Origin of the sequence: Citrobacter sp. CK195, from assembly GCF_030333365.1 — a bacterium.
Classification (GTDB): Bacteria; Pseudomonadota; Gammaproteobacteria; order Enterobacterales; family Enterobacteriaceae; genus Citrobacter_B; species Citrobacter_B koseri.
Genome location: NZ_JAOWGB010000025.1, coordinates 95,824 through 120,524 on the forward strand (window position 1 = coordinate 95,824; position 24,701 = coordinate 120,524).

General features: G+C 54.5%; 24 protein-coding genes and 2 tRNA genes. 19 read left to right on the top strand and 7 right to left on the bottom strand.

Annotated features, from left to right (window positions below; translation table 11 throughout):
- The first annotated feature begins 179 nt into the window (after positions 1–179).
- Together secG and OGX93_RS14680 are read left to right on the top strand one after the other, a co-directional pair.
- Complete coding sequence (gene secG / locus OGX93_RS14675; protein WP_012135307.1) at positions 180–512, top strand: preprotein translocase subunit SecG; 333 nt, start codon at positions 180–182, stop codon at positions 510–512.
- A 9-nt stretch (positions 513–521) separates the two neighbouring features.
- Positions 522–608 (top strand) — tRNA-Leu (locus OGX93_RS14680).
- A gap of 205 nt (positions 609–813) precedes the next feature.
- Here OGX93_RS14680 and argG read toward each other — a convergent pair.
- Positions 814–2,157, bottom strand: coding sequence for an argininosuccinate synthase (gene argG / locus OGX93_RS14685; RefSeq protein WP_049010995.1), 1,344 nt, complete (start codon positions 2,155–2,157; stop codon positions 814–816).
- Positions 2,158–2,503: 346 nt separating this feature from the next.
- Between argG and OGX93_RS14690 the strand changes: the two genes are divergently transcribed.
- The 12 genes from OGX93_RS14690 to mtr all read left to right on the top strand — a co-directional run bounded on the left by OGX93_RS14690 (position 2,504) and on the right by mtr (position 16,252).
- Positions 2,504–2,580, top strand: a tRNA-Met gene (locus OGX93_RS14690).
- A 207-nt stretch (positions 2,581–2,787) separates the two neighbouring features.
- The gene (gene rimP / locus OGX93_RS14695) at positions 2,788–3,240 is read left to right on the top strand and encodes a ribosome maturation factor RimP (RefSeq protein WP_012135304.1); all 453 of its coding nucleotides are present in this window, start codon (positions 2,788–2,790) and stop codon (positions 3,238–3,240) included.
- Between the two features lie 28 nt (positions 3,241–3,268).
- Positions 3,269–4,756, top strand: a complete 1,488-nt coding sequence (nusA, locus tag OGX93_RS14700; RefSeq protein ID WP_012135303.1) for a transcription termination factor NusA — start codon at positions 3,269–3,271, stop codon at positions 4,754–4,756.
- 24 nt (positions 4,757–4,780) lie between these two features.
- Entirely contained in the window at positions 4,781–7,465 is a 2,685-nt protein-coding gene (infB, locus tag OGX93_RS14705) for a translation initiation factor IF-2 (RefSeq protein WP_012135301.1), read from the top strand.
- A 168-nt stretch (positions 7,466–7,633) separates the two neighbouring features.
- Complete coding sequence (gene rbfA / locus OGX93_RS14710; protein WP_001040203.1) at positions 7,634–8,035, top strand: 30S ribosome-binding factor RbfA; 402 nt, start codon at positions 7,634–7,636, stop codon at positions 8,033–8,035.
- Positions 8,035–8,979, top strand: coding sequence for a tRNA pseudouridine(55) synthase TruB (truB, locus tag OGX93_RS14715; RefSeq protein ID WP_012135299.1), 945 nt, complete (start codon positions 8,035–8,037; stop codon positions 8,977–8,979). The genes rbfA and truB overlap by 1 nt, the downstream gene beginning before the upstream one ends.
- Positions 8,980–9,131: 152 nt before the next feature.
- Positions 9,132–9,401, top strand: a complete 270-nt coding sequence (rpsO, locus tag OGX93_RS14720) for a 30S ribosomal protein S15 (RefSeq protein ID WP_003861789.1) — start codon at positions 9,132–9,134, stop codon at positions 9,399–9,401.
- 246 nt (positions 9,402–9,647) lie between these two features.
- Positions 9,648–11,783: a polyribonucleotide nucleotidyltransferase gene (pnp, locus tag OGX93_RS14725; RefSeq protein WP_047461008.1), complete on the top strand. Its 2,136-nt coding sequence runs from the start codon at positions 9,648–9,650 to the stop codon at positions 11,781–11,783.
- 109 nt (positions 11,784–11,892) lie between these two features.
- Positions 11,893–12,777 (top strand): lipoprotein NlpI, encoded by an 885-nt coding sequence (nlpI, locus tag OGX93_RS14730; RefSeq protein ID WP_012135296.1) that lies wholly within the window; start codon positions 11,893–11,895, stop codon positions 12,775–12,777.
- A 105-nt stretch (positions 12,778–12,882) separates the two neighbouring features.
- Positions 12,883–12,963, top strand: coding sequence for a protein YrbN (gene yrbN / locus OGX93_RS14735; RefSeq protein ID WP_010723222.1), 81 nt, complete (start codon positions 12,883–12,885; stop codon positions 12,961–12,963).
- On the top strand, positions 12,956–14,854 hold the full coding sequence (gene deaD / locus OGX93_RS14740) for an ATP-dependent RNA helicase DeaD (RefSeq protein ID WP_286449092.1): 1,899 nt from the start codon (positions 12,956–12,958) through the stop codon (positions 14,852–14,854). Before yrbN ends, deaD begins: the two co-directional genes overlap by 8 nt.
- A gap of 153 nt (positions 14,855–15,007) precedes the next feature.
- The gene (gene mtr, locus OGX93_RS14745; RefSeq protein ID WP_047461011.1) at positions 15,008–16,252 is read left to right on the top strand and encodes a tryptophan permease; all 1,245 of its coding nucleotides are present in this window, start codon (positions 15,008–15,010) and stop codon (positions 16,250–16,252) included.
- A 90-nt stretch (positions 16,253–16,342) separates the two neighbouring features.
- On the opposite strand, the gene OGX93_RS14750 is transcribed toward mtr, so the two are convergent.
- From OGX93_RS14750 to ubiU, 3 genes are all read right to left on the bottom strand, one after another.
- Positions 16,343–17,350 carry a luciferase-like monooxygenase gene (locus OGX93_RS14750; RefSeq protein WP_047461014.1) on the bottom strand — a complete coding sequence of 336 codons (1,008 nt, stop codon included), beginning with the start codon at positions 17,348–17,350 and terminating at the stop codon, positions 16,343–16,345.
- 185 nt (positions 17,351–17,535) lie between these two features.
- Entirely contained in the window at positions 17,536–18,414 is an 879-nt protein-coding gene (locus OGX93_RS14755) for a U32 family peptidase (RefSeq protein WP_275147651.1), read from the bottom strand.
- Positions 18,415–18,422: 8 nt separating this feature from the next.
- Complete coding sequence (gene ubiU / locus OGX93_RS14760; RefSeq protein ID WP_012135289.1) at positions 18,423–19,418, bottom strand: ubiquinone anaerobic biosynthesis protein UbiU; 996 nt, start codon at positions 19,416–19,418, stop codon at positions 18,423–18,425.
- 220 nt (positions 19,419–19,638) lie between these two features.
- On the opposite strand from ubiU, the gene ubiT reads away from it, so the two are divergent.
- Both ubiT and OGX93_RS14770 read left to right on the top strand, forming a co-directional pair.
- Positions 19,639–20,163, top strand: coding sequence for a ubiquinone anaerobic biosynthesis accessory factor UbiT (gene ubiT / locus OGX93_RS14765; RefSeq protein ID WP_071257756.1), 525 nt, complete (start codon positions 19,639–19,641; stop codon positions 20,161–20,163).
- A complete protein-coding gene (locus OGX93_RS14770) occupies positions 20,157–20,660 on the top strand; it encodes a GNAT family N-acetyltransferase (RefSeq protein ID WP_012135286.1) in 504 nt (167 codons plus the stop codon). The genes ubiT and OGX93_RS14770 overlap by 7 nt, the downstream gene beginning before the upstream one ends.
- Here the strand turns inward: OGX93_RS14770 and OGX93_RS14775 are convergent.
- On the bottom strand, positions 20,647–20,949 hold the full coding sequence (locus tag OGX93_RS14775) for a GIY-YIG nuclease family protein (protein WP_058669124.1): 303 nt from the start codon (positions 20,947–20,949) through the stop codon (positions 20,647–20,649). The genes OGX93_RS14770 and OGX93_RS14775 overlap by 14 nt on opposite strands.
- 52 nt (positions 20,950–21,001) lie before the next feature.
- Between OGX93_RS14775 and OGX93_RS14780 the strand changes: the two genes are divergently transcribed.
- From OGX93_RS14780 to OGX93_RS14790, 3 genes are all read left to right on the top strand, one after another.
- The gene (locus OGX93_RS14780; RefSeq protein ID WP_012135284.1) at positions 21,002–21,442 is read left to right on the top strand and encodes a YhbP family protein; all 441 of its coding nucleotides are present in this window, start codon (positions 21,002–21,004) and stop codon (positions 21,440–21,442) included.
- Between the two features lie 32 nt (positions 21,443–21,474).
- A complete protein-coding gene (locus OGX93_RS14785) occupies positions 21,475–22,110 on the top strand; it encodes an NAD(P)H-binding protein (protein ID WP_024130979.1) in 636 nt (211 codons plus the stop codon).
- Between the two features lie 190 nt (positions 22,111–22,300).
- Positions 22,301–23,338 carry a permease gene (locus OGX93_RS14790; protein ID WP_286449091.1) on the top strand — a complete coding sequence of 346 codons (1,038 nt, stop codon included), beginning with the start codon at positions 22,301–22,303 and terminating at the stop codon, positions 23,336–23,338.
- A gap of 178 nt (positions 23,339–23,516) precedes the next feature.
- Here the strand turns inward: OGX93_RS14790 and dolP are convergent, their stop codons facing one another.
- Both dolP and diaA read right to left on the bottom strand, forming a co-directional pair.
- Positions 23,517–24,092 carry a division/outer membrane stress-associated lipid-binding lipoprotein gene (dolP, locus tag OGX93_RS14795; RefSeq protein WP_012135280.1) on the bottom strand — a complete coding sequence of 192 codons (576 nt, stop codon included), beginning with the start codon at positions 24,090–24,092 and terminating at the stop codon, positions 23,517–23,519.
- Between the two features lie 9 nt (positions 24,093–24,101).
- Positions 24,102–24,692, bottom strand: a complete 591-nt coding sequence (gene diaA, locus OGX93_RS14800; RefSeq protein WP_012135279.1) for a DnaA initiator-associating protein DiaA — start codon at positions 24,690–24,692, stop codon at positions 24,102–24,104.
- Positions 24,693–24,701: the final 9 nt, after the last annotated feature.

Below are 24,701 nucleotides of genomic sequence, written 5' to 3' on the forward strand. Positions count from 1 at the left end.
CAGGAAAAAGACCTTTTTGCTGTTTTTTTCCGCAGTTGATACAATGCACTAAAATTGCCCTTGCGAAGGTCATTCGCTTTGGTTAGTATTCACACCCGCTTCAGTGGGAAACAGTAAATTATCCCGCTTTATTGGTTGAAGCATTGGTACGCGGCAACTCCGCAAGGAACAGGTTGATTATGTACGAAGCTCTTTTGGTAGTTTTCCTTATTGTGGCAATTGGCCTGGTAGGCTTGATCATGCTACAGCAAGGTAAAGGCGCTGATATGGGAGCCTCCTTTGGAGCAGGCGCTTCCGCTACGCTGTTTGGTTCAAGTGGTTCTGGTAACTTCATGACTCGCATGACGGCTGTGCTGGCAACGTTGTTCTTCATCATCAGTCTGGCGCTGGGCAATATCAACAGCAACAAGACCAATAAAGGAAGTGAGTGGGAAAATCTGAGCGCTCCGGCAAAAACCGAGCAGACTCAGCCAGTTGCACCGGCACAGCCGAGCAGCGATATCCCACACTAAGATTTCCGTGCCGAGGTGGTGGAATTGGTAGACACGCTACCTTGAGGTGGTAGTGCCCAATAGGGCTTACGGGTTCAAGTCCCGTCCTCGGTACCAATATTCCGAAAGAAAGACGCTGAAAAGCGTCTTTTTTTTCGTCTGTATCTCGCGGGGGTTATAGACTTTGTTTTTGTCGGTTGGATAAGACGTTTACGCCGCCATCCGACATGTTACGTAATGTGCCTGATGGCACTTCGTTTATCAGGCCTACGCCGCCCACAAAAAAGGCCGCTTACGCGGCCTTTAATCGTTGTCCGTTAACTTACTTGCTTTTGTTTTCCAGATTCTCAACCTGCGGCAAACCTGTCGCGGAAGAGGCTGAAAGCAGGCCTGACTGCGCATAACCAAACAGTTTTTCACGCGTATCGGTGATATCCAGGTTGCGCATCGTCAACTGACCGATACGGTCATCCGGCGAGAACACGGAGTCACCTTTTTCCATCGTCAGACGCTCTGGTTTGTAGGTCAGATTGTCAGAGACGGTATTCAGGATCGAATAATCGTTACCACGACGCAGCTCCAGCGTGACTTCACCAGTAATCTGGCTGGCCACCCAACGTTGCAGACCGTCACGCAGCATCAGCGCCTGGGAGTCAAACCAGCGGCCCTGATACAGCAGGCGGCCTAACTGACGGCCATGCGCATGATATTGCTCGATCGTGTCTTCGTTGTGGATGCCGGTCAGCAGACGCTCGTAGGCAATATGCAGCAACGCCATCCCCGGCGCTTCATAGATACCCCGGCTCTTCGCTTCGATGATACGGTTCTCAATCTGATCGCTCATACCCAGACCGTGACGGCCGCCGATACGGTTGGCTTCCAGCATCAGCTCAACATCATCGCTGAAGGTCTTACCGTTTAGCGCGACAGGATGCCCCTGTTCAAAGCGCACGGTAACTTCTTCCGCCGGGATTTTCACGTTTTCATCCCAGAACTTGACGCCCATGATTGGATTGACGATCTTGACGCTGGAATTCAGGAATTCCAGATCTTTGGCTTCATGGGTCGCGCCGAGCATGTTGGAGTCAGTGGAATAGGCTTTTTCGACGGACATCTTGTAGTCGAAACCGCAGGCAATCATAAACTCGGACATCTCATGACGACCGCCCAGCTCATCAATAAAGTCGGTATCCAGCCACGGTTTGTAAATCTGTAGCTCCGCGTTGGTCAACAGGCCGTAACGGTAGAAACGCTCGATGTCGTTTCCTTTATAGGTACTGCCGTCGCCCCAGATGTTAACACCATCTTCCTTCATCGCGGCGACCAGCATCGTGCCGGTAACGGCGCGGCCCAGCGGCGTGGTGTTGAAATAGGTCAGTCCGCCGGTGGTGTTATGGAAAGCGCCGCACTGAATCGCGGCGATCCCTTCGGCAACCAGCTGTTTACGGCAATCAATCAGGCGAGCGTTCTCTGCACCGTATTCCATTGCGCGACGAGGAATGGCGTCATAGTCATCCTCATCCGGCTGACCCAGATTCGCAGTATATGCATAAGGGACAGCGCCTTTTTGTCGCATCCACAGCAGTGCAGCACTGGTGTCCAGGCCGCCGGAAAAAGCGATACCAATACGTTGACCTACCGGAAGATGCTTGAGAATCGTCGTCATAAATAAAACCCTGCTTGATAGACTGATGAAGAGATCGGCTTTCTGCTCTCAGTGCATTTTTATGCAAAATAAGTGAGTTTTCATTTAATCATCTTTTACGGATGACAGGAAGAGTTTAGTGATAATTTCGTTAAAAAACGGTATGGGGTGGCTTCTTTCCTGACTGGCGCGGCTTCTTAACGGAGGCCGGGTTAGTATTCATTCATGTGCATATTATTAACGCGGTTGACATATCGCATATTGAATCAATATAATACGCGCAGATTTTACGTCCCGTCCTCGGTACCAAATCCCAGCAGTATTTGCATCTTTTACCCAAAGCGAGTAAAATTTGCCACGTTTCAGGCGCGGGGTGGAGCAGCCTGGTAGCTCGTCGGGCTCATAACCCGAAGGTCGTCGGTTCAAATCCGGCCCCCGCAACCACTTTCCCTTAGAGTTCTTTTTCAAATATACTGTGAAGACTTAGGCCTTCGTAGCTGGATTTGAAAAAAATTCTTTCGGAAGGTTCTCCAGACCGCAGTTGCGGTTATAGGGTTCAGTTATCTAAAGCCCCGATTTATCGGGGTTTTTTGTTATCTGACTACAGAATAACTGGGCTTTAGGCCCTTTTTTTATGTCTTGGGGGTGGGCTTGTCCACATTAGAGCAAAAATTAACAGAGATGATTACAGCGCCAGTTGAAGCCTTAGGTTACGAACTGGTCGGCATCGAATTTATTCGCGGTCGCACATCCACACTGCGCATCTATATTGATAGTGAAGATGGCATCAATGTTGATGATTGTGCTGATGTGAGTCACCAGGTGAGCGCGGTGCTGGATGTCGAAGATCCCATCACTGTGGCATACAACCTGGAAGTCTCCTCGCCAGGTCTCGACCGTCCTATGTTCACGGCTGAGCACTACGCGCGTTTCTTGGGTGAAGAAGTGACGCTGGTACTTCGTATGGCGGTACAAAACCGTCGTAAATGGCAGGGCGTTATCAAAGCGGTTGACGGTGAAATGATCACTGTCACAGTCGAAGGTAAAGATGAAGTGTTCGCGCTGAGTAATATCCAGAAGGCGAACCTGGTTCCCCACTTTTAATAGTCTGGATTGAGGTGAAAAGCCCGCGATGAACAAAGAAATTTTGGCCGTTGTTGAAGCCGTTTCCAATGAGAAAGCGCTGCCACGCGAGAAGATTTTTGAAGCGCTGGAAAGTGCACTGGCTACAGCAACGAAGAAAAAATACGAACAAGAGATCGATGTTCGCGTACAAATCGATCGTAAAAGCGGTGATTTCGATACCTTCCGTCGTTGGTTAATCGTAGAAGAAGTCACGCTGCCGACAAAAGAAATTACGCTGGAAGCGGCGCGTTTTGAAGACGAAAGCCTGAACCTGGGCGACTACGTTGAAGATCAGATTGAATCTGTCACCTTTGACCGTATCACCACCCAGACGGCAAAACAGGTTATCGTACAGAAAGTACGTGAAGCCGAGCGTGCGATGGTGGTCGATCAGTTCCGCGAGCACGAAGGCGAAATCATCACCGGCGTGGTGAAGAAAGTAAACCGCGACAACATCTCTTTGGATCTGGGCAGCAATGCTGAAGCCGTGATCCTGCGTGAAGATATGCTGCCGCGCGAAAACTTCCGTCCTGGTGACCGTATTCGTGGCGTTCTGTACTCCGTTCGCCCGGAAGCGCGTGGTGCGCAACTGTTTGTGACGCGTTCCAAACCGGAAATGCTGATCGAGCTGTTCCGTATCGAAGTACCGGAAATCGGCGAAGAAGTCATCGAAATTAAAGCGGCGGCTCGCGATCCGGGTTCCCGTGCGAAAATCGCGGTGAAAACCAACGACAAGCGTATCGATCCGGTCGGCGCCTGTGTGGGTATGCGTGGTGCGCGCGTTCAGGCCGTTTCTACTGAACTGGGCGGCGAGCGTATCGATATCGTCCTGTGGGATGATAACCCGGCGCAGTTCGTGATTAACGCGATGGCGCCAGCAGACGTCGCTTCTATCGTGGTGGATGAAGATAAACACACCATGGATATCGCTGTTGAAGCCGGTAATCTGGCTCAGGCGATCGGACGTAATGGTCAGAACGTCCGTCTGGCTGCGCAACTGAGCGGCTGGGAACTTAACGTGATGACGGTTGATGACTTGCAGGCTAAGCATCAGGCTGAAGCACATGCAGCTATCGATACCTTCACCAAATATCTCGATATTGATGAAGAGTTCGCAACCGTACTGGTTGAAGAAGGTTTCGCGACGCTGGAAGAACTGGCCTACGTGCCAATGAAAGAACTGCTGGAAATCGACGGGCTGGATGAACCGACCGTTGAAGCGCTGCGCGAGCGTGCCAAAAACGCACTGACCACTCTGGCACTGGCCCAGGAAGAAAGCCTTGGTGATAACAAACCGTCTGACGATCTGCTGAATCTGGAAGGATTGGGTCGCGACCTGGCATTCAAACTGGCTGCCCGTGGTGTTTGTACGCTGGAAGATCTCGCTGAGCAGGGCATTGATGATCTGGCTGATATCGAAGGGTTGACCGACGAAAAAGCCGGTGAGCTGATTATGGCTGCCCGTAATATTTGCTGGTTCGGCGACGAAGCGTAATAAACTGTAGCAGGAAGGAACAGCATGACAGATGTAACCGTAAAAGCGCTGGCCGCAGAGATACAGACCTCCGTGGATCGCCTGGTACAGCAATTCGCTGATGCCGGTATCCCGAAGTCTGCTGATGACTCTGTGTCCGCACAAGAAAAACAGACTTTACTGGCGCACCTGAATCGTGAAAATGGTTCAGGGCCGGATAAGTTGACGCTGCAACGTAAAACGCGCAGCACGTTGAATATTCCAGGTACCGGTGGAAAAAGTAAATCGGTACAAATCGAAGTCCGCAAGAAACGCACCTTTGTGAAACGCGATCCGCAAGAGACAGAACGTCTCGCTGCGGAAGAGCAGGCGCAGCGTGAAGCGGAAGAGCAAGCCCGTCGTGAGGCAGAAGAAACAGCCAAACGCGAGGCGCAACAAAAAGCTGACCGTGAGGCCGCAGAACAAGCTAAACGTGACGCCGCTGAAAAAGCGAAACGTGAAGCTGCGGAAAAAGACAAAGTGAGCAATCAACAGACTGACGATATGACCAAAACCGCCCAGGCCGAAAAAGCCCGCCGTGAAAATGAAGCAGCAGAGCTGAAGCGTAAAGCGGAAGAAGAAGCGCGTCGCAAACTTGAAGAAGAAGCGCGTCGCGTAGCAGAAGAAGCTCGCCGCATGGCGGAAGAGAACAAATGGACTGATAACGCGGAGCCGACTGAAGACACCAGCGATTATCACGTTACCACGTCTCAACACGCCCGCCAGGCCGAAGACGAAAACGACCGTGAAGTTGAAGGCGGCCGTGGTCGTAGTCGCAATGCGAAAGCGGCGCGTCCGGCGAAAAAAGGCAACAAACACTCTGAATCGAAAGCCGATCGTGAAGAAGCCCGTGCGGCCGTTCGCGGCGGTAAAGGCGGTAAAAACCGTAAAGGTTCTGCTCTGCAACAGAGCTTCCAGAAACCGGTTCAGGCTGTTAACCGTGACGTTGTGATTGGTGAAACCATCACCGTTGGCGAGCTGGCGAACAAGATGGCGGTAAAAGGCTCTCAGGTCATCAAAGCGATGATGAAACTGGGCGCGATGGCAACCATCAACCAGGTCATCGACCAGGAAACCGCACAGCTGGTTGCTGAAGAGATGGGCCACAAAGTTATCCTGCGTCGTGAAAACGAGCTGGAAGAAGCGGTAATGAGCGACCGTGACACGGGTGCTGCGGCTGAACCGCGCGCACCGGTTGTGACCATCATGGGTCACGTTGACCACGGTAAAACCTCTCTGCTGGACTACATTCGTTCTACGAAAGTTGCCTCTGGCGAAGCGGGCGGCATTACCCAGCACATCGGTGCTTACCACGTTGAAACCGACAACGGTATGATCACCTTCCTGGATACCCCGGGTCACGCCGCGTTTACCTCTATGCGTGCTCGTGGTGCGCAGGCAACGGATATCGTTGTTCTGGTTGTGGCGGCAGACGACGGCGTGATGCCGCAGACCATCGAAGCTATCCAGCACGCGAAAGCGGCGGGTGTGCCGGTTGTGGTTGCGGTGAACAAGATCGATAAGCCAGAAGCCGATCCGGATCGTGTTAAAAACGAACTGTCCCAGTACGGCATCCTGCCGGAAGAGTGGGGCGGCGAAAGCCAGTTCGTCCACGTATCTGCAAAAGCGGGTACTGGCATCGACGAACTGCTGGATGCAATCCTGTTGCAGGCTGAAGTCCTCGAACTGAAAGCAGTTCGTAAAGGCATGGCGAGCGGCGCGGTAATCGAATCCTTCCTGGATAAAGGTCGTGGTCCGGTTGCAACCGTCCTGGTTCGTGAAGGTACGCTGAACAAAGGCGACATCGTCCTGTGCGGCTTCGAATATGGCCGCGTTCGTGCAATGCGTAACGAACTGGGTCAGGAAGTGCTGGAAGCGGGTCCGTCCATTCCGGTTGAGATCCTGGGTCTGTCCGGTGTTCCGGCTGCCGGTGATGAAGTGACCGTGGTTCGTGACGAGAAGAAAGCCCGTGAAGTTGCGCTGTATCGTCAGGGTAAATTCCGCGAAGTTAAACTGGCGCGTCAGCAGAAATCTAAACTTGAGAACATGTTCGCTAACATGACCGAAGGCGAAGTTCATGAAGTGAACATCGTACTGAAAGCGGACGTTCAGGGCTCTGTGGAAGCGATCTCCGACTCTTTACTGAAACTGTCTACCGACGAAGTGAAAGTGAAGATCATCGGTTCCGGCGTAGGTGGTATCACCGAAACCGACGCAACCCTGGCTGCTGCATCCAACGCGATCCTGGTTGGCTTCAACGTGCGTGCCGATGCCTCTGCGCGTAAAGTGATTGAAGCGGAAAGCCTGGATCTGCGCTACTACTCCGTCATCTATAACCTGATCGACGAAGTGAAAGCGGCAATGAGCGGCATGCTGTCTCCAGAACTGAAACAGCAGATCATTGGTCTGGCTGAAGTCCGTGACGTGTTCAAATCACCGAAATTTGGCGCTGTCGCAGGCTGTATGGTTACTGAAGGTACAATTAAACGCCACAACCCGATCCGCGTACTGCGCGACAACGTGGTTATCTACGAAGGCGAGCTGGAATCCCTGCGCCGCTTCAAAGATGACGTTAACGAAGTCCGTAACGGCATGGAATGTGGTATCGGCGTTAAGAACTACAACGACGTTCGCGTTGGCGATATGATCGAAGTGTTCGAGATCATCGAGATCCAACGTACGATAGCGTAAGGTCGGCCGGGTTGTAGGCCGGATAAGGCGTTTACGCCGCCATCCGGCAATGTAATGCCTGATGGCGCCATGCTTATCAGGCCTACAGTTTATAGCCCACGCCACCCGGCATGAAATTTAAAAAGGGGCTTTTGGCCCCTTTTTTGTCTTTATTCTGGAGAATTTATTATGGCGAAAGAATTTGGTCGCCCGCAGCGCGTAGCCCAGGAAATGCAAAAAGAGATCGCTATCATCCTGCAACGCGAAATTAAAGATCCGCGTCTTGGCATGATGACCACCGTTTCCGGTGTGGAGATGTCCCGCGATCTGGCCTATGCCAAAGTGTATGTCACCTTTCTGAACGACAAAGATGAAGACGCGGTAAAAGCGGGCATCAAAGCGTTGCAGGAAGCGTCTGGCTTTATCCGTACCCTGCTGGGGAAAGCGATGCGTCTGCGTATCGTGCCGGAACTGACCTTCTTCTACGACAACTCGCTGGTTGAAGGGATGCGTATGTCTAACCTGGTGACCAACGTGGTGAAACATGACGAAGAACGTCGTGTGAACCCGGACGACAGCAAGGAGGACTAATGAGTCGTCCTCGTCGTCGTGGTCGCGACATTCACGGCGTCCTGCTGCTGGATAAGCCGCAGGGCATGTCCAGCAATGACGTCTTGCAGAAAGTAAAACGCATCTATAACGCCAACCGTGCCGGACATACCGGCGCGCTGGACCCGCTGGCGACGGGCATGTTGCCCATCTGCCTTGGGGAAGCGACAAAGTTTTCGCAGTATCTGCTGGATTCTGACAAACGTTACCGCGTGATTGCCCGCCTGGGGCAGCGTACCGACACCTCCGATGCCGATGGTCAAATCGTGCAGGAACGTCCGGTAACCTTCAGCGCAGAGCAGTTAGCTGCCGCGCTGGAGACGTTCCGTGGCGATATCGAGCAGATTCCATCGATGTATTCGGCGCTGAAGTATCAGGGCAAGAAGCTCTACGAATATGCGCGTCAGGGGATTGAAGTTCCCCGTGAAGCCCGCCCGATTACCGTTTACGAACTGCTGTTTATTCGCCACGAAGGGGATGAACTGGAGCTGGAGGTTCACTGCTCGAAGGGCACCTACATTCGCACCATTATCGATGATTTGGGTGAGAAACTTGGGTGTGGCGCGCATGTGATCTTCCTGCGACGTCTGGCGGTCAGTAAATATCCGGTTGACCGTATGGTCACGCTGGAACAGCTACGTGAGCTTGTTGAACAGGCGGAACGGCAGGATATTCCGGCTGCGCAACTGTTAGATCCGCTGCTGATGCCGATGGACAGTCCGGCTTCGGACTATCCAGTTGTCAATCTTCCTTTAACGTCATCGGTTTACTTTAAAAACGGTAACCCGGTACGGACGACAGGCGTGCCGCTTGAAGGGCTGGTTCGCGTGACGGAAGGTGATGACGAAAAATTTATTGGCATGGGCGAAATCGACGATGAAGGCCGCGTGGCGCCTCGTCGGTTAGTGGTTGAGTACCCGGCGTAATGCTGCTCCGTCTTGCGATAACAGGACGCTACGAGTAGAATACCGCCGCTTAACGTCACGTAAATTTTTTAACAAGTTCGCGCGGCGTTTACATGGGGTCGCTGAATTAGAGATTGGCACCCTTTCATTCTTTATTATTTTTGGAGTTCATCATGTCTCTAAGCGTTGAAGCTAAAGCTAAAATCGTTTCTGAGTTTGGTCGTGGTACTAACGACAGCGGTTCTACCGAAGTTCAGGTTGCTCTGCTGACTGCACAGATTAACCACCTGCAGGGCCACTTTGCAGAGCACAAAAAAGATCACCACAGCCGTCGTGGTCTGCTGCGCATGGTTTCTCAGCGTCGTAAACTGCTCGACTACCTGAAACGTAAAGATGTTGCACGTTACACCGCGCTGATCGAGCGTCTGGGTCTGCGTCGCTAATTCTTGCGAGTTTCAGAAAGAGGGGGCCTTCATGGCCCCTTTTTTCAACCAGACGGCAGCAATTCACTGGAAACTAATGTATTGTTGCTATGGATGATCTTCCGTTGCAGAGGTTCGCGCGGCTAATGAGAGGCTTCACCCAAAGAGCATGGGTTAGGGTTGTCATTAGTCGCGAGGATGCGCAGAAGATCGGGTATTAACGATGGCGCCTGAGTGTGCCGTCAAAAATTAAGAAAGGGTATTATTTTGCTTAATCCGATCGTTCGTAAATTCCAGTACGGTCAACATACCGTTACGCTGGAAACTGGCATGATGGCGCGTCAGGCAACTGCCGCCGTTATGGTAAGCATGGATGACACTGCGGTATTCGTTACCGTTGTTGGTCAGAAAAAAGCGAAGCCGGGCCAGGATTTCTTCCCGCTGACCGTTAACTATCAGGAGCGTACTTACGCTGCTGGCCGTATCCCGGGCAGCTTCTTCCGTCGTGAAGGCCGTCCGAGCGAAGGCGAAACCCTGATCGCGCGTCTGATTGACCGCCCGGTTCGTCCGCTGTTCCCGGAAGGCTTCGTTAACGAGGTTCAGGTTATCGCAACCGTCGTTTCCGTTAACCCGCAGGTTAACCCGGATATCGTCGCGATGATCGGTGCTTCCGCCGCGCTGTCTCTGTCCGGCATTCCGTTCAACGGCCCGATTGGCGCCGCGCGTGTTGGTTATATCAATGACCAGTATGTACTGAACCCGACTCAGGACGAACTGAAAGAAAGTAAGCTGGACCTGGTGGTTGCCGGTACTGAAGCGGCTGTTCTGATGGTTGAATCCGAAGCAGAACTGCTGAGCGAAGACACCATGCTGGGCGCCGTGGTATTCGGCCACGAGCAGCAGCAGATTGTGATTCAGAACATCAACGATCTGGTGAAAGAAGCGGGCAAACCGCGTTGGGACTGGCAGCCGGAAGCGGTAAACGAAGCGCTGAACGCGCGCGTTGCTGCACTGGCCGAAGCTCGCCTGAGCGACGCTTACCGTATCACCGACAAACAGGAGCGTTATGCTCAGGTTGACGTGATCAAATCTGAAACCATCGCTGCGCTGGTTGCAGAAGACGAAACCCTGGACGAAAACGAACTGGGCGAAATCCTGCACGCTATCGAGAAAAACGTTGTTCGTAGCCGCGTACTGGCCGGCGAGCCGCGTATTGATGGCCGTGAAAAAGACATGATCCGTGGCCTGGACGTGCGTACTGGCGTGCTGCCGCGTACTCACGGTTCCGCGCTGTTCACTCGTGGCGAAACGCAGGCGCTGGTCACGGCGACGCTGGGTACCGCTCGTGACGCGCAGGTTCTTGATGAACTGATGGGCGAACGCACTGACAGCTTCCTGTTCCACTATAACTTCCCTCCGTACTCCGTTGGCGAAACCGGCATGGTCGGTTCTCCGAAGCGTCGTGAAATTGGTCACGGTCGTCTGGCGAAGCGCGGCGTTCTGGCAGTTATGCCGGAAATGGACAAATTCCCGTACACCGTTCGCGTGGTGTCTGAAATTACTGAATCCAACGGGTCTTCCTCTATGGCTTCCGTGTGTGGCGCTTCCCTGGCGCTGATGGACGCAGGCGTGCCGATTAAAGCGGCCGTTGCGGGTATCGCGATGGGTCTGGTGAAAGAAGGCGACAACTTTGTTGTTCTGTCTGACATCCTGGGCGACGAAGACCACCTGGGCGATATGGACTTCAAAGTGGCGGGTTCCCGCGACGGTATCTCTGCGTTGCAGATGGATATCAAAATTGAAGGTATCACCAAAGAGATCATGCAGGTTGCGCTGAACCAGGCAAAAGGTGCGCGTCTGCACATCCTGGGCGTGATGGAACAGGCGATCAACGCGCCGCGTGGCGACATTTCTCAGTTCGCTCCGCGTATCCACACCATCAAGATCAACCCGGACAAGATCAAAGACGTTATCGGTAAGGGCGGTTCTGTTATCCGTGCTCTGACCGAAGAAACCGGCACCACCATCGAAATCGAAGATGACGGTACGGTGAAGATCGCGGCGACCGACGGCGAAAAAGCGAAACATGCTATCCGTCGTATCGAAGAGATCACTGCGGAAATCGAAGTGGGCCGTATCTACAATGGTAAAGTGACCCGCATCGTTGACTTTGGCGCGTTTGTTGCCATTGGCGGCGGTAAAGAAGGTCTGGTACACATCTCTCAGATCGCTGACAAGCGCGTAGAGAAAGTGACCGATTACCTGCAAATGGGTCAGGAAGTACCGGTTAAAGTTCTGGAAGTTGATCGCCAGGGCCGCGTACGTCTGAGCATTAAAGAAGCAACTGAGCAGTCTCAACCAGCTGCTGCGCCGGAAGCTCCGGCAGCAGAACAGGGCGAGTAAGGTTGCCATTTGCCCTCCGCTTTGGCGGAGGGCCTTTGACCCGGCAGGACGCCTTGTCAGCAACCGGGGAACAGGACGTTCATTCAATCGTTGTCTTCGGGAGTGGGAAATGAAGCCTTTTTTGCGCTGGTGTTTCGTTGCGACAGCACTCACGCTGGCAGGATGCAGCAACTCTGCCTGGCGTAAGAGTGAAGTCCTCGCGGTGCCATTGCAACCGACTTTGCAGCAGGAAGTGATTCTGGCACGCATGGAACAAATTCTTGCCAGTCGGGCTTTAACCGATGACGAACGCGCACAGCTTTTATATGAGCGCGGAGTGTTGTATGATAGTCTGGGTCTGAGGGCATTAGCGCGAAATGATTTTTCACAAGCGCTGGCAATCCGACCGGATATGCCTGAAGTATTCAATTACTTAGGCATTTATTTAACGCAGGCAGGCAATTTTGATGCTGCCTATGAAGCGTTTGATTCTGTACTTGAGCTTGATCCAACTTACAACTACGCGTACTTAAATCGCGGTATCGCATTGTATTACGGCGGTCGCGACAAGTTAGCGCAAGATGATCTGCTGGCGTTTTATCAAGACGATCCCAATGATCCTTTCCGCAGCCTGTGGCTTTATCTCGCTGAGCAGAAGCTCGATGAGAAGCAGGCGAAAGAAGCGTTAAAGCAACGCTTCGAGAAATCGGATAAAGAACAATGGGGATGGAACATTGTCGAGTTCTACCTGGGCAACATTAGCGAAGCAACGCTGATGGAACGCCTGAAGGCGGACGCAACGGATAACACCTCGCTCGCTGAGCATCTCAGTGAAACCAACTTCTATTTAGGTAAGTATTACCTAAGTCTGGGGGATTTGGACAACGCTACGGCATTGTTCAAACTGGCGGTGGCTAACAACGTTCATAACTTTGTTGAGCACCGATACGCATTGTTGGAATTATCGCTCCTGGGCCAGGACCAAGATGACCTGGCAGAATCGGACCAGCAATAGCTGACGTACACATCAGCCCGTAATCTTTTTGATTGCCATCACCTTCACGGGTGAGGGCGTTGTTGTTCGTTAATACACCTACTTTGAGCCGGTTCACACTTTTCAATGAAAATTGCAGATCAATTTCATGATGAGTTATGTAGACTGGCCGCCATTAATTTTGAGGCACACGTACTACATGGCTGAATTCGAAACCACTTTTGCAGATCTGGGCCTGAAGGCTCCTATCCTTGACGCCCTTAACGATCTGGGTTACGAAAAACCATCTCCAATCCAGGCAGAGTGCATCCCGCATCTGCTGGGCGGTCGCGATGTTCTGGGTATGGCCCAGACCGGTAGCGGCAAAACCGCAGCGTTCTCCTTACCGCTGCTTAACAATCTTGATCCTGAGCTGAAGGCACCTCAGATTCTGGTGCTGGCACCGACCCGCGAACTGGCGGTTCAGGTTGCTGAAGCCATGACGGATTTCTCTAAACATATGCGCGGCGTGAACGTGGTTGCCCTGTACGGCGGCCAGCGTTATGACGTGCAGTTACGCGCCCTGCGTCAAGGGCCGCAGATCGTTGTCGGTACGCCGGGACGTCTGCTTGATCACTTAAAACGCGGCACGCTGGATCTCTCTAAACTGAGCGGTCTGGTGCTGGACGAAGCCGACGAAATGCTGCGTATGGGCTTCATCGAAGACGTTGAAACCATCATGGCGCAGATTCCTGAAGGTCATCAGACCGCACTGTTCTCTGCCACCATGCCGGAAGCGATTCGTCGCATTACCCGCCGCTTTATGAAAGAGCCGCAGGAAGTGCGCATTCAGTCCAGCGTGACCACGCGTCCTGACATCAGCCAGAGCTACTGGACTGTCTGGGGCATGCGTAAAAACGAAGCGCTGGTGCGTTTCCTGGAAGCTGAAGATTTTGATGCGGCGATTATCTTCGTTCGTACTAAAAATGCGACCCTGGAAGTGGCTGAAGCGCTGGAGCGTAGCGGTTACAACAGCGCCGCGCTGAATGGCGACATGAACCAGGCGCTGCGTGAGCAGACTCTGGAGCGTCTGAAAGACGGTCGTCTGGATATCCTGATTGCAACTGACGTTGCGGCCCGTGGCCTGGACGTTGAGCGCATCAGCCTGGTTGTAAACTACGATATCCCGATGGACTCCGAGTCTTACGTTCACCGTATCGGCCGTACCGGTCGTGCGGGTCGTGCTGGCCGCGCGCTGCTGTTCGTTGAGAACCGCGAGCGTCGTCTGCTGCGCAACATTGAACGCACCATGAAGCTGACCATCCCGGAAGTGGAACTGCCGAACGCAGAACTGCTGGGCAAACGCCGTCTGGAAAAATTTGCAGCGAAAGTTCAGCAGCAGCTGGAAAGCAGCGATCTGGATCAGTACCGCGCACTGCTGGCGAAAATCCAGCCGACCGAAGAAGGTGAAGAGCTGGATCTCGAAACGCTGGCTGCCGCACTGCTGAAAATGGCGCAGGGCGAACGCACGCTGATCGTACCGCCGGATGCGCCGATGCGTCCTAAACGTGAATTCCGTGACCGTGATGACCGTGGTCCGCGCGATCGTAACGATCGTGGCCCGCGTACTGATCGTGGTGACCGTGAAGATCGCCCGCGTCGTGAACGTCGTGACGTTGGCGATATGCAGCTGTATCGCATTGAAGTGGGCCGTGACGATGGTGTTGAAGTGCGTCATATCGTTGGCGCGATTGCTAACGAAGGCGACATCAGCAGCCGTTACATTGGTAACATCAAGCTGTTTGCTTCCCACTCCACCATTGAGCTGCCGAAAGGTATGCCGGGTGAGGTGTTGCAGCACTTTACGCGCACCCGCATCCTGAACAAGCCGATGAACATGCAGCTGCTGGGCGATGCGCAACCGCATTCCGGTAACGAGCGTCGTGGCGGTGGTCGTAGCTTCGGTGGCGAGCGTCGTGAAGGCGGTCGTGGTTTTGGCGGCGAACGTCGTGAAGGTGGCCATGGTGATGGTCGTCGTTTCAGCGGTGAGCGTCGTGAAGGCCGTGCGCCGCGTCGTGACGACTCCACCGGTCGTCGTCGTTTCGGCGGTGATGCGTAATTCACGCTAAATCGCGGTCTCGCACCGTAAAGTAAAATATACAGCCCCGATGATTGTGATCGGGGCTTTTTTTATTTCTTTTGTACTCGCGTACTGGTACAGTGCGACACAATAAAATGCAGTCGCAATATTATTCACTGGAGAGAGGGCTGAATGGCAACACTAACCACCACCCAAACGTCACCTTCGCTGCTTGGCGGCGTGGTGATCATCGGCGGCACCATTATTGGCGCGGGAATGTTCTCCCTGCCGGTGGTCATGTCCGGTGCGTGGTTCTTCTGGTCGATGGCGGCGTTGGTGTTTACCTGGTTCTGTATGCTGCATTCCGGGCTGATGATCCTCGAAGCCAACCTCAACTACCGGATTGGCTCCAGCTTTGACACCATCACCAAAGACCTGCTGGGTAAAGGCTGGAACGTGGTGAATGGGATCTCTATTGCCTTTGTGCTCTATATCCTGACCTACGCCTATATCTCGGCGAGCGGGTCGATTCTGCATCATACCTTTGCTGAAATGTCGCTGAACGTTCCGGCGCGGGCGGCAGGTTTTGCGTTTGCGTTGCTGGTGGCCTTTGTCGTCTGGTTGAGTACCAAAGCGGTTAGCCGGATGACGGCGATTGTGCTGGGCGCGAAAGTCATCACCTTCTTTCTGACCTTCGGCAGTCTGCTGGGGCACGTCACGCCGGCGACGCTGTTTAACGTGGCCGAAAGCAACGCGTCTTACACGCCGTACCTGCTGATGACATTGCCGTTTTGCCTGGCGTCGTTTGGTTATCACGGCAACGTGCCAAGCCTGATGAAGTATTACGGTAAAGATCCGCGTACCATCGTGAAATGCCTGGTGTACGGTACGCTGATGGCGCTGGTGCTGTATACCATCTGGCTGTTGGGTACGATGGGTAATATTCCGCGCCCGGCGTTTATCGGTATTGCGCAGCAGGGCGGTAATATTGATGTGCTGGTACAGGCGCTGAGCGGCGTACTGAACAGCCGCAGTCTGGATCTGCTGCTGGTGGTGTTCTCTAACTTTGCGGTGGCGAGTTCGTTCCTCGGCGTGACGCTCGGTCTGTTTGACTATCTGGCGGATCTGTTTGGTTTTGATGATTCGGCGCTGGGGCGCTTCAAAACTGCGCTGCTGACTTTCCTGCCGCCGGTGATTGGCGGTCTGCTGTGGCCGAACGGGTTCCTGTATGCTATCGGCTATGCGGGGCTGGCGGCAACCATCTGGGCAGCCATTGTTCCGGCTCTGCTGGCGCGAGCTTCACGCCAACGCTTCGGCAGCCCGAAATTCCGCGTCTGGGGCGGCAAGCCGATGATTGCGCTGATTCTGGTATTCGGTATCGGCAACGCGCTGGTGCATATTCTGTCGAGCGTGAACTTGCTACCAGTGTACCAGTAAGTTTGTTGTGCCGGATGGCGGCTACGCCTTATCCGGCCTGAACAATCTCGTAGGCCCGGTAAGCGAAGCGCCACCGGGCAAAACAACGCACTATCCCACCAACTCTTCTTTCACCTGCATCGCCAGGTCAAACGAATGCAGCCGCGCCTGATGATCGAAAATCTGCCCGTTGACCATAATCTCATCCGCCTGCGTTTCGCGCAGAATAGATTCCAGCCCGTGACGTACTTTGGCTTTATCGCCCACCAGCGACATACTCAGCGCCTGCTGCACGCCATATTGCTCGGACGGCGACCAGAACTGATCCATATTTTGAATTGGCGCGGGTAGCTGTCCGGTCTCGCCGCGACGCAGTTTCACAAACGCCTGCTGCATAGAGGTAAACAGAAATTCCGCATCGCGATTGCTGTCAGCGGCGATGATATTGATGCACACCATCGCATACGGTTTTTCCAGCCGCGCGGACGGCTTGAACTGGGTGCGATAAAGATGCAGCGCCTGGAACAGCATATCGGGCGCGAAGTGGGAGGCGAAGGCGAACGGCAGACCACGCTGCGCCGCCAGCTGTGCGCCGTACAGGCTGGAACCCAGCAGCCACACCGGGATCTTCTCGCCATAGCCCGGAACCGGGCGTACATGTGGATTGGGATCGCGCGCGTCGAACCAGTCCACCAGTTCAGCGACGTCGCGCGGGAAATTATCAATATCGCCGCTCATATGGCGACGTAGCGCCATCATGGTGCGCTGATCGCTTCCCGGCGCGCGCCCCAGGCCCAGATCAATCCGTCCAGGATAGAGCGTATTCAGCGTACCGAACTGCTCGGCGATAACCAGCGGCGAGTGGTTGGGGAGCATCACCCCGCCAGAACCCAGATGCAATGTGGTGGTATTGGCGGCCAGATAGCCAATCAGCACCGATGTCGCCGCGCTGGCGATACCGGTCATGTTGTGATGTTCCGCCAGCCAGTAGCGGTGATAGCCGCGCCGCTCTGCCAGACGGGCGAGATCCAGTGAGTGTGAGAAGGCCTCTTTCGCAGAGGAGCCTTCGGGGATCGGTGCCAGATCCAGCAGCGAGAATGGAATGGTTTTGTCAGTCATAACGGCTCACTTTGTCGTCGGTGAATCATTTAATACTGCATTAAAATTTGATTACCGTTGTTAACAAAGTGAGCGGTATAAGGCGGGGAGCAAACATCAACTGCCTGATGGCGCTTCGCTTATCAGGCCTACACACGCATTGTAGGCCTGATAAGGCATTTATGCCGCCATCCGGCAAGGTTCAGTTACACCTGTAGTTCCAGACCGGCCAGGCGTTTCCAGTAACCGTTGCAGTCGCTGTGCGCGGCCAGCGGCAACGGTGCGTTGCCGTTTTCATTGGCGCGGAAGGCGTCGAGCATGGCGAATATCTCCGTACCCAGCGGGGAAAGGCGCACAATGTCGACCAGCCCCTGCATGGAGGTCAGTTCGTTGCCGAGGTTATAAACGTAGCCGCTCATGGTCTGAATACCGTTAAGCACGAACACCTGCTGATTCTCCTGCGACAACACGTTACGCCCGTTCGGGTACTTGATGCAGCAGGTTTCACACTCGTCTTTCGGGCGATCTTCCGAACGCGCGGTAAAACAGCGGGCGGAGTACGCCAGCGGCAGATGACCGTAGCTCAGCACTTCCACTTCAAACTGATTGCGGATGCCGAGCTCATCGCACTGGTTCAGCAGATTCACCAGCCAGTCGCGGGAAAGCTCGACCGGCATGCACCAGCGCACCATGCCCTGTTTAAGCAGCAGACGCAGCGTTACCGCGTTATAGCAGTTAAGCGCGTGACCGGCGACAAACGGCAGCTTGCGCTCGGCGCACATATTCACGACGCCGAGGTCGCTGGCCTCCAGCAGGAAGTCGCCGTTTTCCACATAGCGTTTCAGTTCGCCTAATTCAGAGGATGCCTGTACCAGCGCCAGCGTGGAGAGCACGACCTGCTTGCCGCTTCCGGCAAGGGATTTCGCCATATCAAGCCAGTCGCCCACTTTGGTGGCGCGGCGTTTGCTGCACACCGCTTCGCCAAGGTAAATCACGTCGGCGCTGCTGGTGGCGGCCTGCTGATAAAATGCTTCCAGCGTCTCTTTCGGCCAATAGTAAAGCACCGGCCCTAAGGAATATTTCATTGCTTCTCTCACTGCCATTTACGGTGATACGCGCCAAGCGTGGTCTGAGTGCCTTCGGACATGGAGCCAAGCGTCTCCATCCAGGCGCTTTGCGGGACGAAGTTTTGCGGGTCGGCCATGCAGCGGTCGATCGCCTGACGCCACACTTTCGCCACCTGGCTGACATACGCCGGGCTGCGCTGACGCCCTTCAATTTTCACCGAGGCGATATTCGCCGCCAGCAGGTCAGGCAGCAGTTCCAGCGTGTTGAGGCTGGTAGGTTCTTCCAGCGCGTGGTAGCGCTCGCCATCAACCAGATAGCGACCTTTACACAGCGTTGGATAACCGGCGTTCTCACCGTCCTGATAGCGGTCGATGAGCACCTCGTTCAGGCGCGATTCCAGCCCCTGAGGGGTCTGTTGCCAGCGCACGAAGCGGGCCGGAGAGCAGGCGCCGACGGTATTGGGGGATTCACCCGTCAGATAAGAGGAGAGGTAGCAACGGCCTTCCGCCATAATGCACAGGCTGCCGAAGGCGAAGACCTCCAGCGGCACGGGCGTGACGCGGGCGAGCTGTTTCACCTGATGAATGGAAAGCACGCGCGGCAGGACGACGCGCGCAACGTCAAAGTTGCGATGGTAGAAGTTAATTGCTTCTTCATTCGTTGCCGATGCCTGAACAGAGACATGGCGCTCAATATGCGGATAGCGTTCTGCTGCATACTCAAGCATAGCAAGGTCGGCCAGGATCAGCGCATCCGCGCCCAGTTGCGCCGCCATATCCACGGCACGCTGCCAGCGAACATATCCATCCGGGTGTGCAAACGTGTTAATCGCGATGTGCAGTTTACGGCGATGTTGATGGACGTAATTCACCGCTTCCTGCAATTTTTTCTCAGTAAAATTAAGACCGGCGAAGTGACGGGCGTTAGTATCATCTTTTAGCCCGATATAAACGGCATCAGCACCGTTCTCAATGGCCGCCTTAAGCGCCGGGAGATTTCCGGCAGGGCAGAGCAGCTCCATAATTATTCCTGAATGTTGCGCCGTCCAGGCCGCAAAATTGTTAACGAAGAGAGATTTTAGTTAACCTTGCTGCGACAATTTTTGATTTAAGGCAGTTAAAGGCGTATTGGTTACACCTATAACTGGGTAACAATTTCGTATCGAATTGTTGATTTACGCCGCTATGTCGTTTATCTGATATGGCAAAATAACGGGATTATTGAAACAGGGAGTAAAGCTCGTGTTGGATAAACTGCGTTCACGCTTAGTACATTTTGGCCCGTCTCTGATGAGTGTTCCGGTTAAACTGACGCCCTTTGCGCTGAAGCGCCAGGTTCTGGAACAGGTTCTGAGCTGGCAATTTCGTCAGGCGCTGGCAGATGGGGAGCTTGAGTTCCTCGAAGGCCGTTGGTTAAGTATTACAGTGCGTGATATTGACCTCAGATGGTACACCTCTGTTGAGAACGGCAAACTGATTGTCAGTCAGAACGCTGAGGCCGACGTGAGCTTTAGCGCCGATGCCAGCGACTTGTTGATGATTGCGGCGCGTAAGCAGGACCCTGATACGCTCTTCTTCCAGCGTCGTCTGGTCATTGAAGGCGATACAGAGTTAGGGCTGTATGTGAAAAACCTGATGGACGCCATCGAACTGGAGCAGATGCCGAAAGCGTTACGCATTATGCTGCTGCAACTGGCGGATTTTGTTGAGGCGGGTATGAAAACCTCGCCAGAAACCAAACAGACCTCGGTAGGTGAACCATGCTGATTCGAGTTGAAATTCCCATTGACGCGCCCGGTATCGACGCTTTGCTGCGCCGCACGTTCGAAAGCGATGCGGAAGCGAAGCTGGTGCATGACCTGCGCGAAGATGGCTTCCTGACGCTGGGTCTGGTCGCCACTGACGACGAAGGTCAGGTGGTTGGCTATGTGGCGTTTAGTCCGGTCGATGTACAGGGTGAAGACCTGCAATGGGTAGGAATGGCGCCGTTGGCGGTAGATGAAAACTACCGTGGACAAGGGCTTGCGCGCCAACTGGTCTACGAAGGACTGGATTCACTCAACGAGTTTGGCTATGCGGCGGTCGTCACGCTGGGCGAGCCGGCATTGTACAGCCGTTTCGGTTTTGAACTGGCGGCGCATTACGATCTTCATTGCCGTTGGCCGGGCACCGAAAGCGCTTTCCAGGTACACCGCCTGGCGGAAGACGCGCTGGACGGCGTGACGGGCCTGGTGGAATACCACGACCATTTCAATCGCTTTTAAGCGTTGGGGTTTGCAGGCTGGCCAGTAGCGCCTCAAACCCTTCACCTTCTGTCACGAGGCGCTCCTTCTGGCGCTTTGTGAGTCTCTTGATGCGATACTCCATGCGCAGGGCAAGCGAGCGCTCGCCGACCCGCGCCGAAAACGCCAGGGTGAGTTCCCCTTTTCCGCGCAACGCTTTTGCGCCTTTACCACTTTGATGCTGCTTATAGCGGCGCGCCACATCGGTCGTAATCCCGGTGTAGAGGGCATTGTCTGCGGTGCGGATCAGATACAGATACCAGGGTGTCATCATGACCATTAGCGTGTTAATTTTCAGATGCCCAGTATAAGAGAGAATAACGATGGAAACACTCACCGCGATAAGCCGCTGGCTGGCAAAGCAGCATGTGGTCACCTGGTGCGTTCAGCATGAGGGCGAACTCTGGTGCGCAAACGCGTTTTATCTGTTTGATGCGCAAAAGGTCGCGTTTTATGTACTCACGGAAGAGAAAACGCGCCATGCGCAGATGTCCGGCCCGCGCGCGCCCGTTGCCGGAACGGTCAACGGTCAGCCGAAAACGGTGGCGCGGATTCGCGGAATACAGTTTAAAGGGGAGATCCGCAAGCTTGAGGGCGAGGAAAGCGATGCGGCGCGTCAGGCCTATCTCCGCCGCTTTCCTGTCGCCAGAATGCTGCCTGCGCCAGTATGGGAAATCCGCCTGGATGAAATTAAATTCACTGACAACACGTTGGGATTTGGCAAAAAAATGCACTGGCTACGCAGCCCGATCCGTAGCCTATAGTTAGATGAATGGTTGAGGTTATGGAGCGCGCGATGACTCAGGTGTTAATTACAGGGGCGACGGGGCTGGTGGGAGGACACCTCCTGCGGATGTTGCTTAATGAACCCCGGATTCATTCGATAGCCGCGCCCACACGCCGCCCTCTGGCGGATATGGTCGGCGTTTATAATCCTCACGATCCTCAACTGACCGATGCGCTGGCGCAGGTGACCGATCCGGTGGACATTGTTTTTTGCTGTCTGGGAACGACTCGCCGTGAGGCCGGAAGCAAAGAGGCGTTTATTCATGCGGATTATACGCTGGTGGTGGATACCGCGCTGACGGGGCGGCGGCTGGGCGCCCGACATATGCTGGTCGTGAGCGCAATGGGCGCAAATGCGCGATCGCCGTTTTTCTATAACCGGGTCAAAGGTGAAATGGAAGAGGCGTTAATCGCCCAGCAATGGCCGCGCCTGACGATTGCGCGTCCCTCCATGTTGCTTGGCGACAGAGCTAAACACCGGATGAATGAAACGCTGTTTGCGCCGCTGTTCCGGCTGCTGCCGGGAAACTGGAAATCCATCGACGCCAGAGATGTAGCGCGTGCGATGCTGGAGGAGGCTCTGGCGCCGGAGCAAGAAGGCGTTACCATCCTGACCTCATCCCAGTTGCGGGAAAGGGCGTTATAGCATCTGTTCACTGCCGGATGGTGGCTAACGCCTTATCCGGCATGGGATTTCGTGGTGTTCTCCAGGCCCGATAAGCGCGAGCGCCACCGGGCATTTTGCCCCCATCCGATAAAAAACGACGTTTCCAAACATTTCCCAAAGGCGTAGTATTCACGGGCTTAATTATCTCAATAACTTCCTGGGGAATGCTATGGCTGGTCAGTCTTCATCTCAGGCGGTGACGCCATTTCAATGGTGGAAACCCGCACTCTTCTTTCTCGTCGTTATCGTTGGCCTCTGGTATGTGAAATGGCAGCCTTATTACGGCAAAGCCTTCACGGCTGCGGAAACGCACAGTATCGGTAAATCTATTCTGGCGCAGGCGGATGCGAACCCGTGGCGAGCGGCCTGGGACTACGCGATGATCTATTTTATCGCGGTCTGGAAGGCGGCGGTGCTGGGGGTGATCCTCGGTTCGCTGATTCAGGTGTTGATCCCGCGCGACTGGCTGCTACGTACGCTGGGGCAGTCGCGTTTTCGCGGCACGCTGTTTGGCGCCCTGTTCTCGCTGCCAGGCATGATGTGTACCTGCTGCGCCGCGCCGGTGGCGGCGGGAATGCGTCGCCAGCAGGTTTCTATGGGCGGCGCGCTGGCGTTCTGGATGGGTAATCCGTTACTGAATCCGGCAACGCTGGTGTTTATGGGCTTTGTGCTCGGCTGGCATTTTGCGGCTATTCGTCTGGTTGCCGGGCTGGCGATGGTGCTGGTGGTGGCGACGCTGGTGCAGAAATGGGTGAAAGAGTCGCCGCAGGTAGACATTCCTCAGGAGATCGCCGTATCTGAACCGCAGGGCGGATTTTTTGCTCGTTGGGGAAAAGCATTGTGGTCGCTGTTCTGGAGTACGATCCCGGTTTATATCCTGGCGGTACTGGTATTGGGCGCGGCGCGCGTCTGGCTGTTCCCGCATGCCGATGGCGCAGTTGATGATACGCTGATGTGGGTTATTGCGATGGCTGTCGCGGGATGCCTGTTTGTGATCCCTACCGCCGCAGAGATTCCGATTGTACAAACGATGATGCTGGCAGGAATGGGAACCGCGCCTGCTCTGGCGCTGCTGATGACCTTGCCGGCGGTGAGCCTGCCGTCGCTGATTATGCTGCGTAAAGCCTTCCCGGCAAAAGCGTTGTGGCTTACAGGCGTACTGGTGGCGATTTCTGGGGTGATAGTGGGAGGTATTGCGCTGGTGTGAAGTGGCAATGCCGGGGGCGCTGGTGCTTACCGGGCCTACAAACGGCACTTTCCGTAGGCCGGATAAGGCAAAGCCGCCATCCGGCGCAATGCCCGGGGGCGCTGCGCTTGCCCGGCCTACAAATGGTACTTCCCGTAGGCCGGATAAGGCGCAGCCGCCATCCGGCTAAAACGGCGGGTTATTTGATAAACGTAAAGGCGGTGGTGACGCGTTTCACACCGCTGACCCGGCTGGCGATGTCCGCAGCGGCTTTTGATTCACGCTCGGTGACCAGACCCAACAGGAAAACCTCGCCATTTTCGGTCGTCACTTTTACGTTGGACGATTTCACCTGATCGCTGGTCAACAGCTGCGAACGCACTTTGGTGGTGATCCAGGTATCGTTCGAAGCCGTCCCAAGACCAATCGGCTGGCCCTGACGGATTTCGTTATACACTTCCGTCGCCCCATCGACACCCATCGCAATCTGTTTTGCCCGCGAGGAGAGTTCGCTATTCGGCGACTGACCCACCAGTAATACCTTGCCCTGATACGCCGTTACGTTGATGCGCGCTTCTTTCTTGATTTGTTCGTCTTTCGACAGCGCGCTGTTTACGCGCAGCTCCAGGGTTCCGTCATCCACCTGGGTGCCAACGCTACGTGGATCGGTTGCGGCTTTCGTACCCACAGCGGCGGTTCCAACCACCGCGGCAGCGACGCAACCTTGCAACAGCAACGCAGAAATAAGGACTGCGAGTGGCGAAAATGCCTTCATATGTACTCCTTAATCATCCTGGTGAGGGAAAAGCGTGTTGTCGATCAAATCGCACAAGCAGTTTACCGTCAGCATATGCATTTCCTGAATGCGCGCGCTGTGGTGCGAGGGAATACGGATTTCAACATCCTGCGGCCCTAATAACCCGGCCAGCTCGCCCCCGTCATAGCCTGTCAACGCCACAATGGTCATATCCCGAGTGACGGCGGCCTCAACGGCCTTAACGATATCGCGACTGTTGCCACGCGTAGAAATCGCCAATAAAACATCACCGGCATGGCCCAGCGCACGGACCTGTTTTGCATAGATTTCATCATGCAGGCGATCGTTGGCAATCGCTGTTAAGACCACATTATCGGTATTAAGTGCAATAGCGGGTAAACTGGGACGTTCTGTTTCAAAACGGTTGATCATGCTGGCAGCAAAATGCTGTGCGTTGGCGGCGGAAGTACCATTACCACAACAGAGAATTTTGTTGCCGTTGAGCAGGGAGTGAACCAGCGTCATGGCGGCACGGGAAATTGCATCCGGGAGAGCTTCTGCCGCAGCAATTTGCGTTTGAATGCTTTCTGTAAAGCAGACTTTAATTCTATCGAGCACGCTAATCCT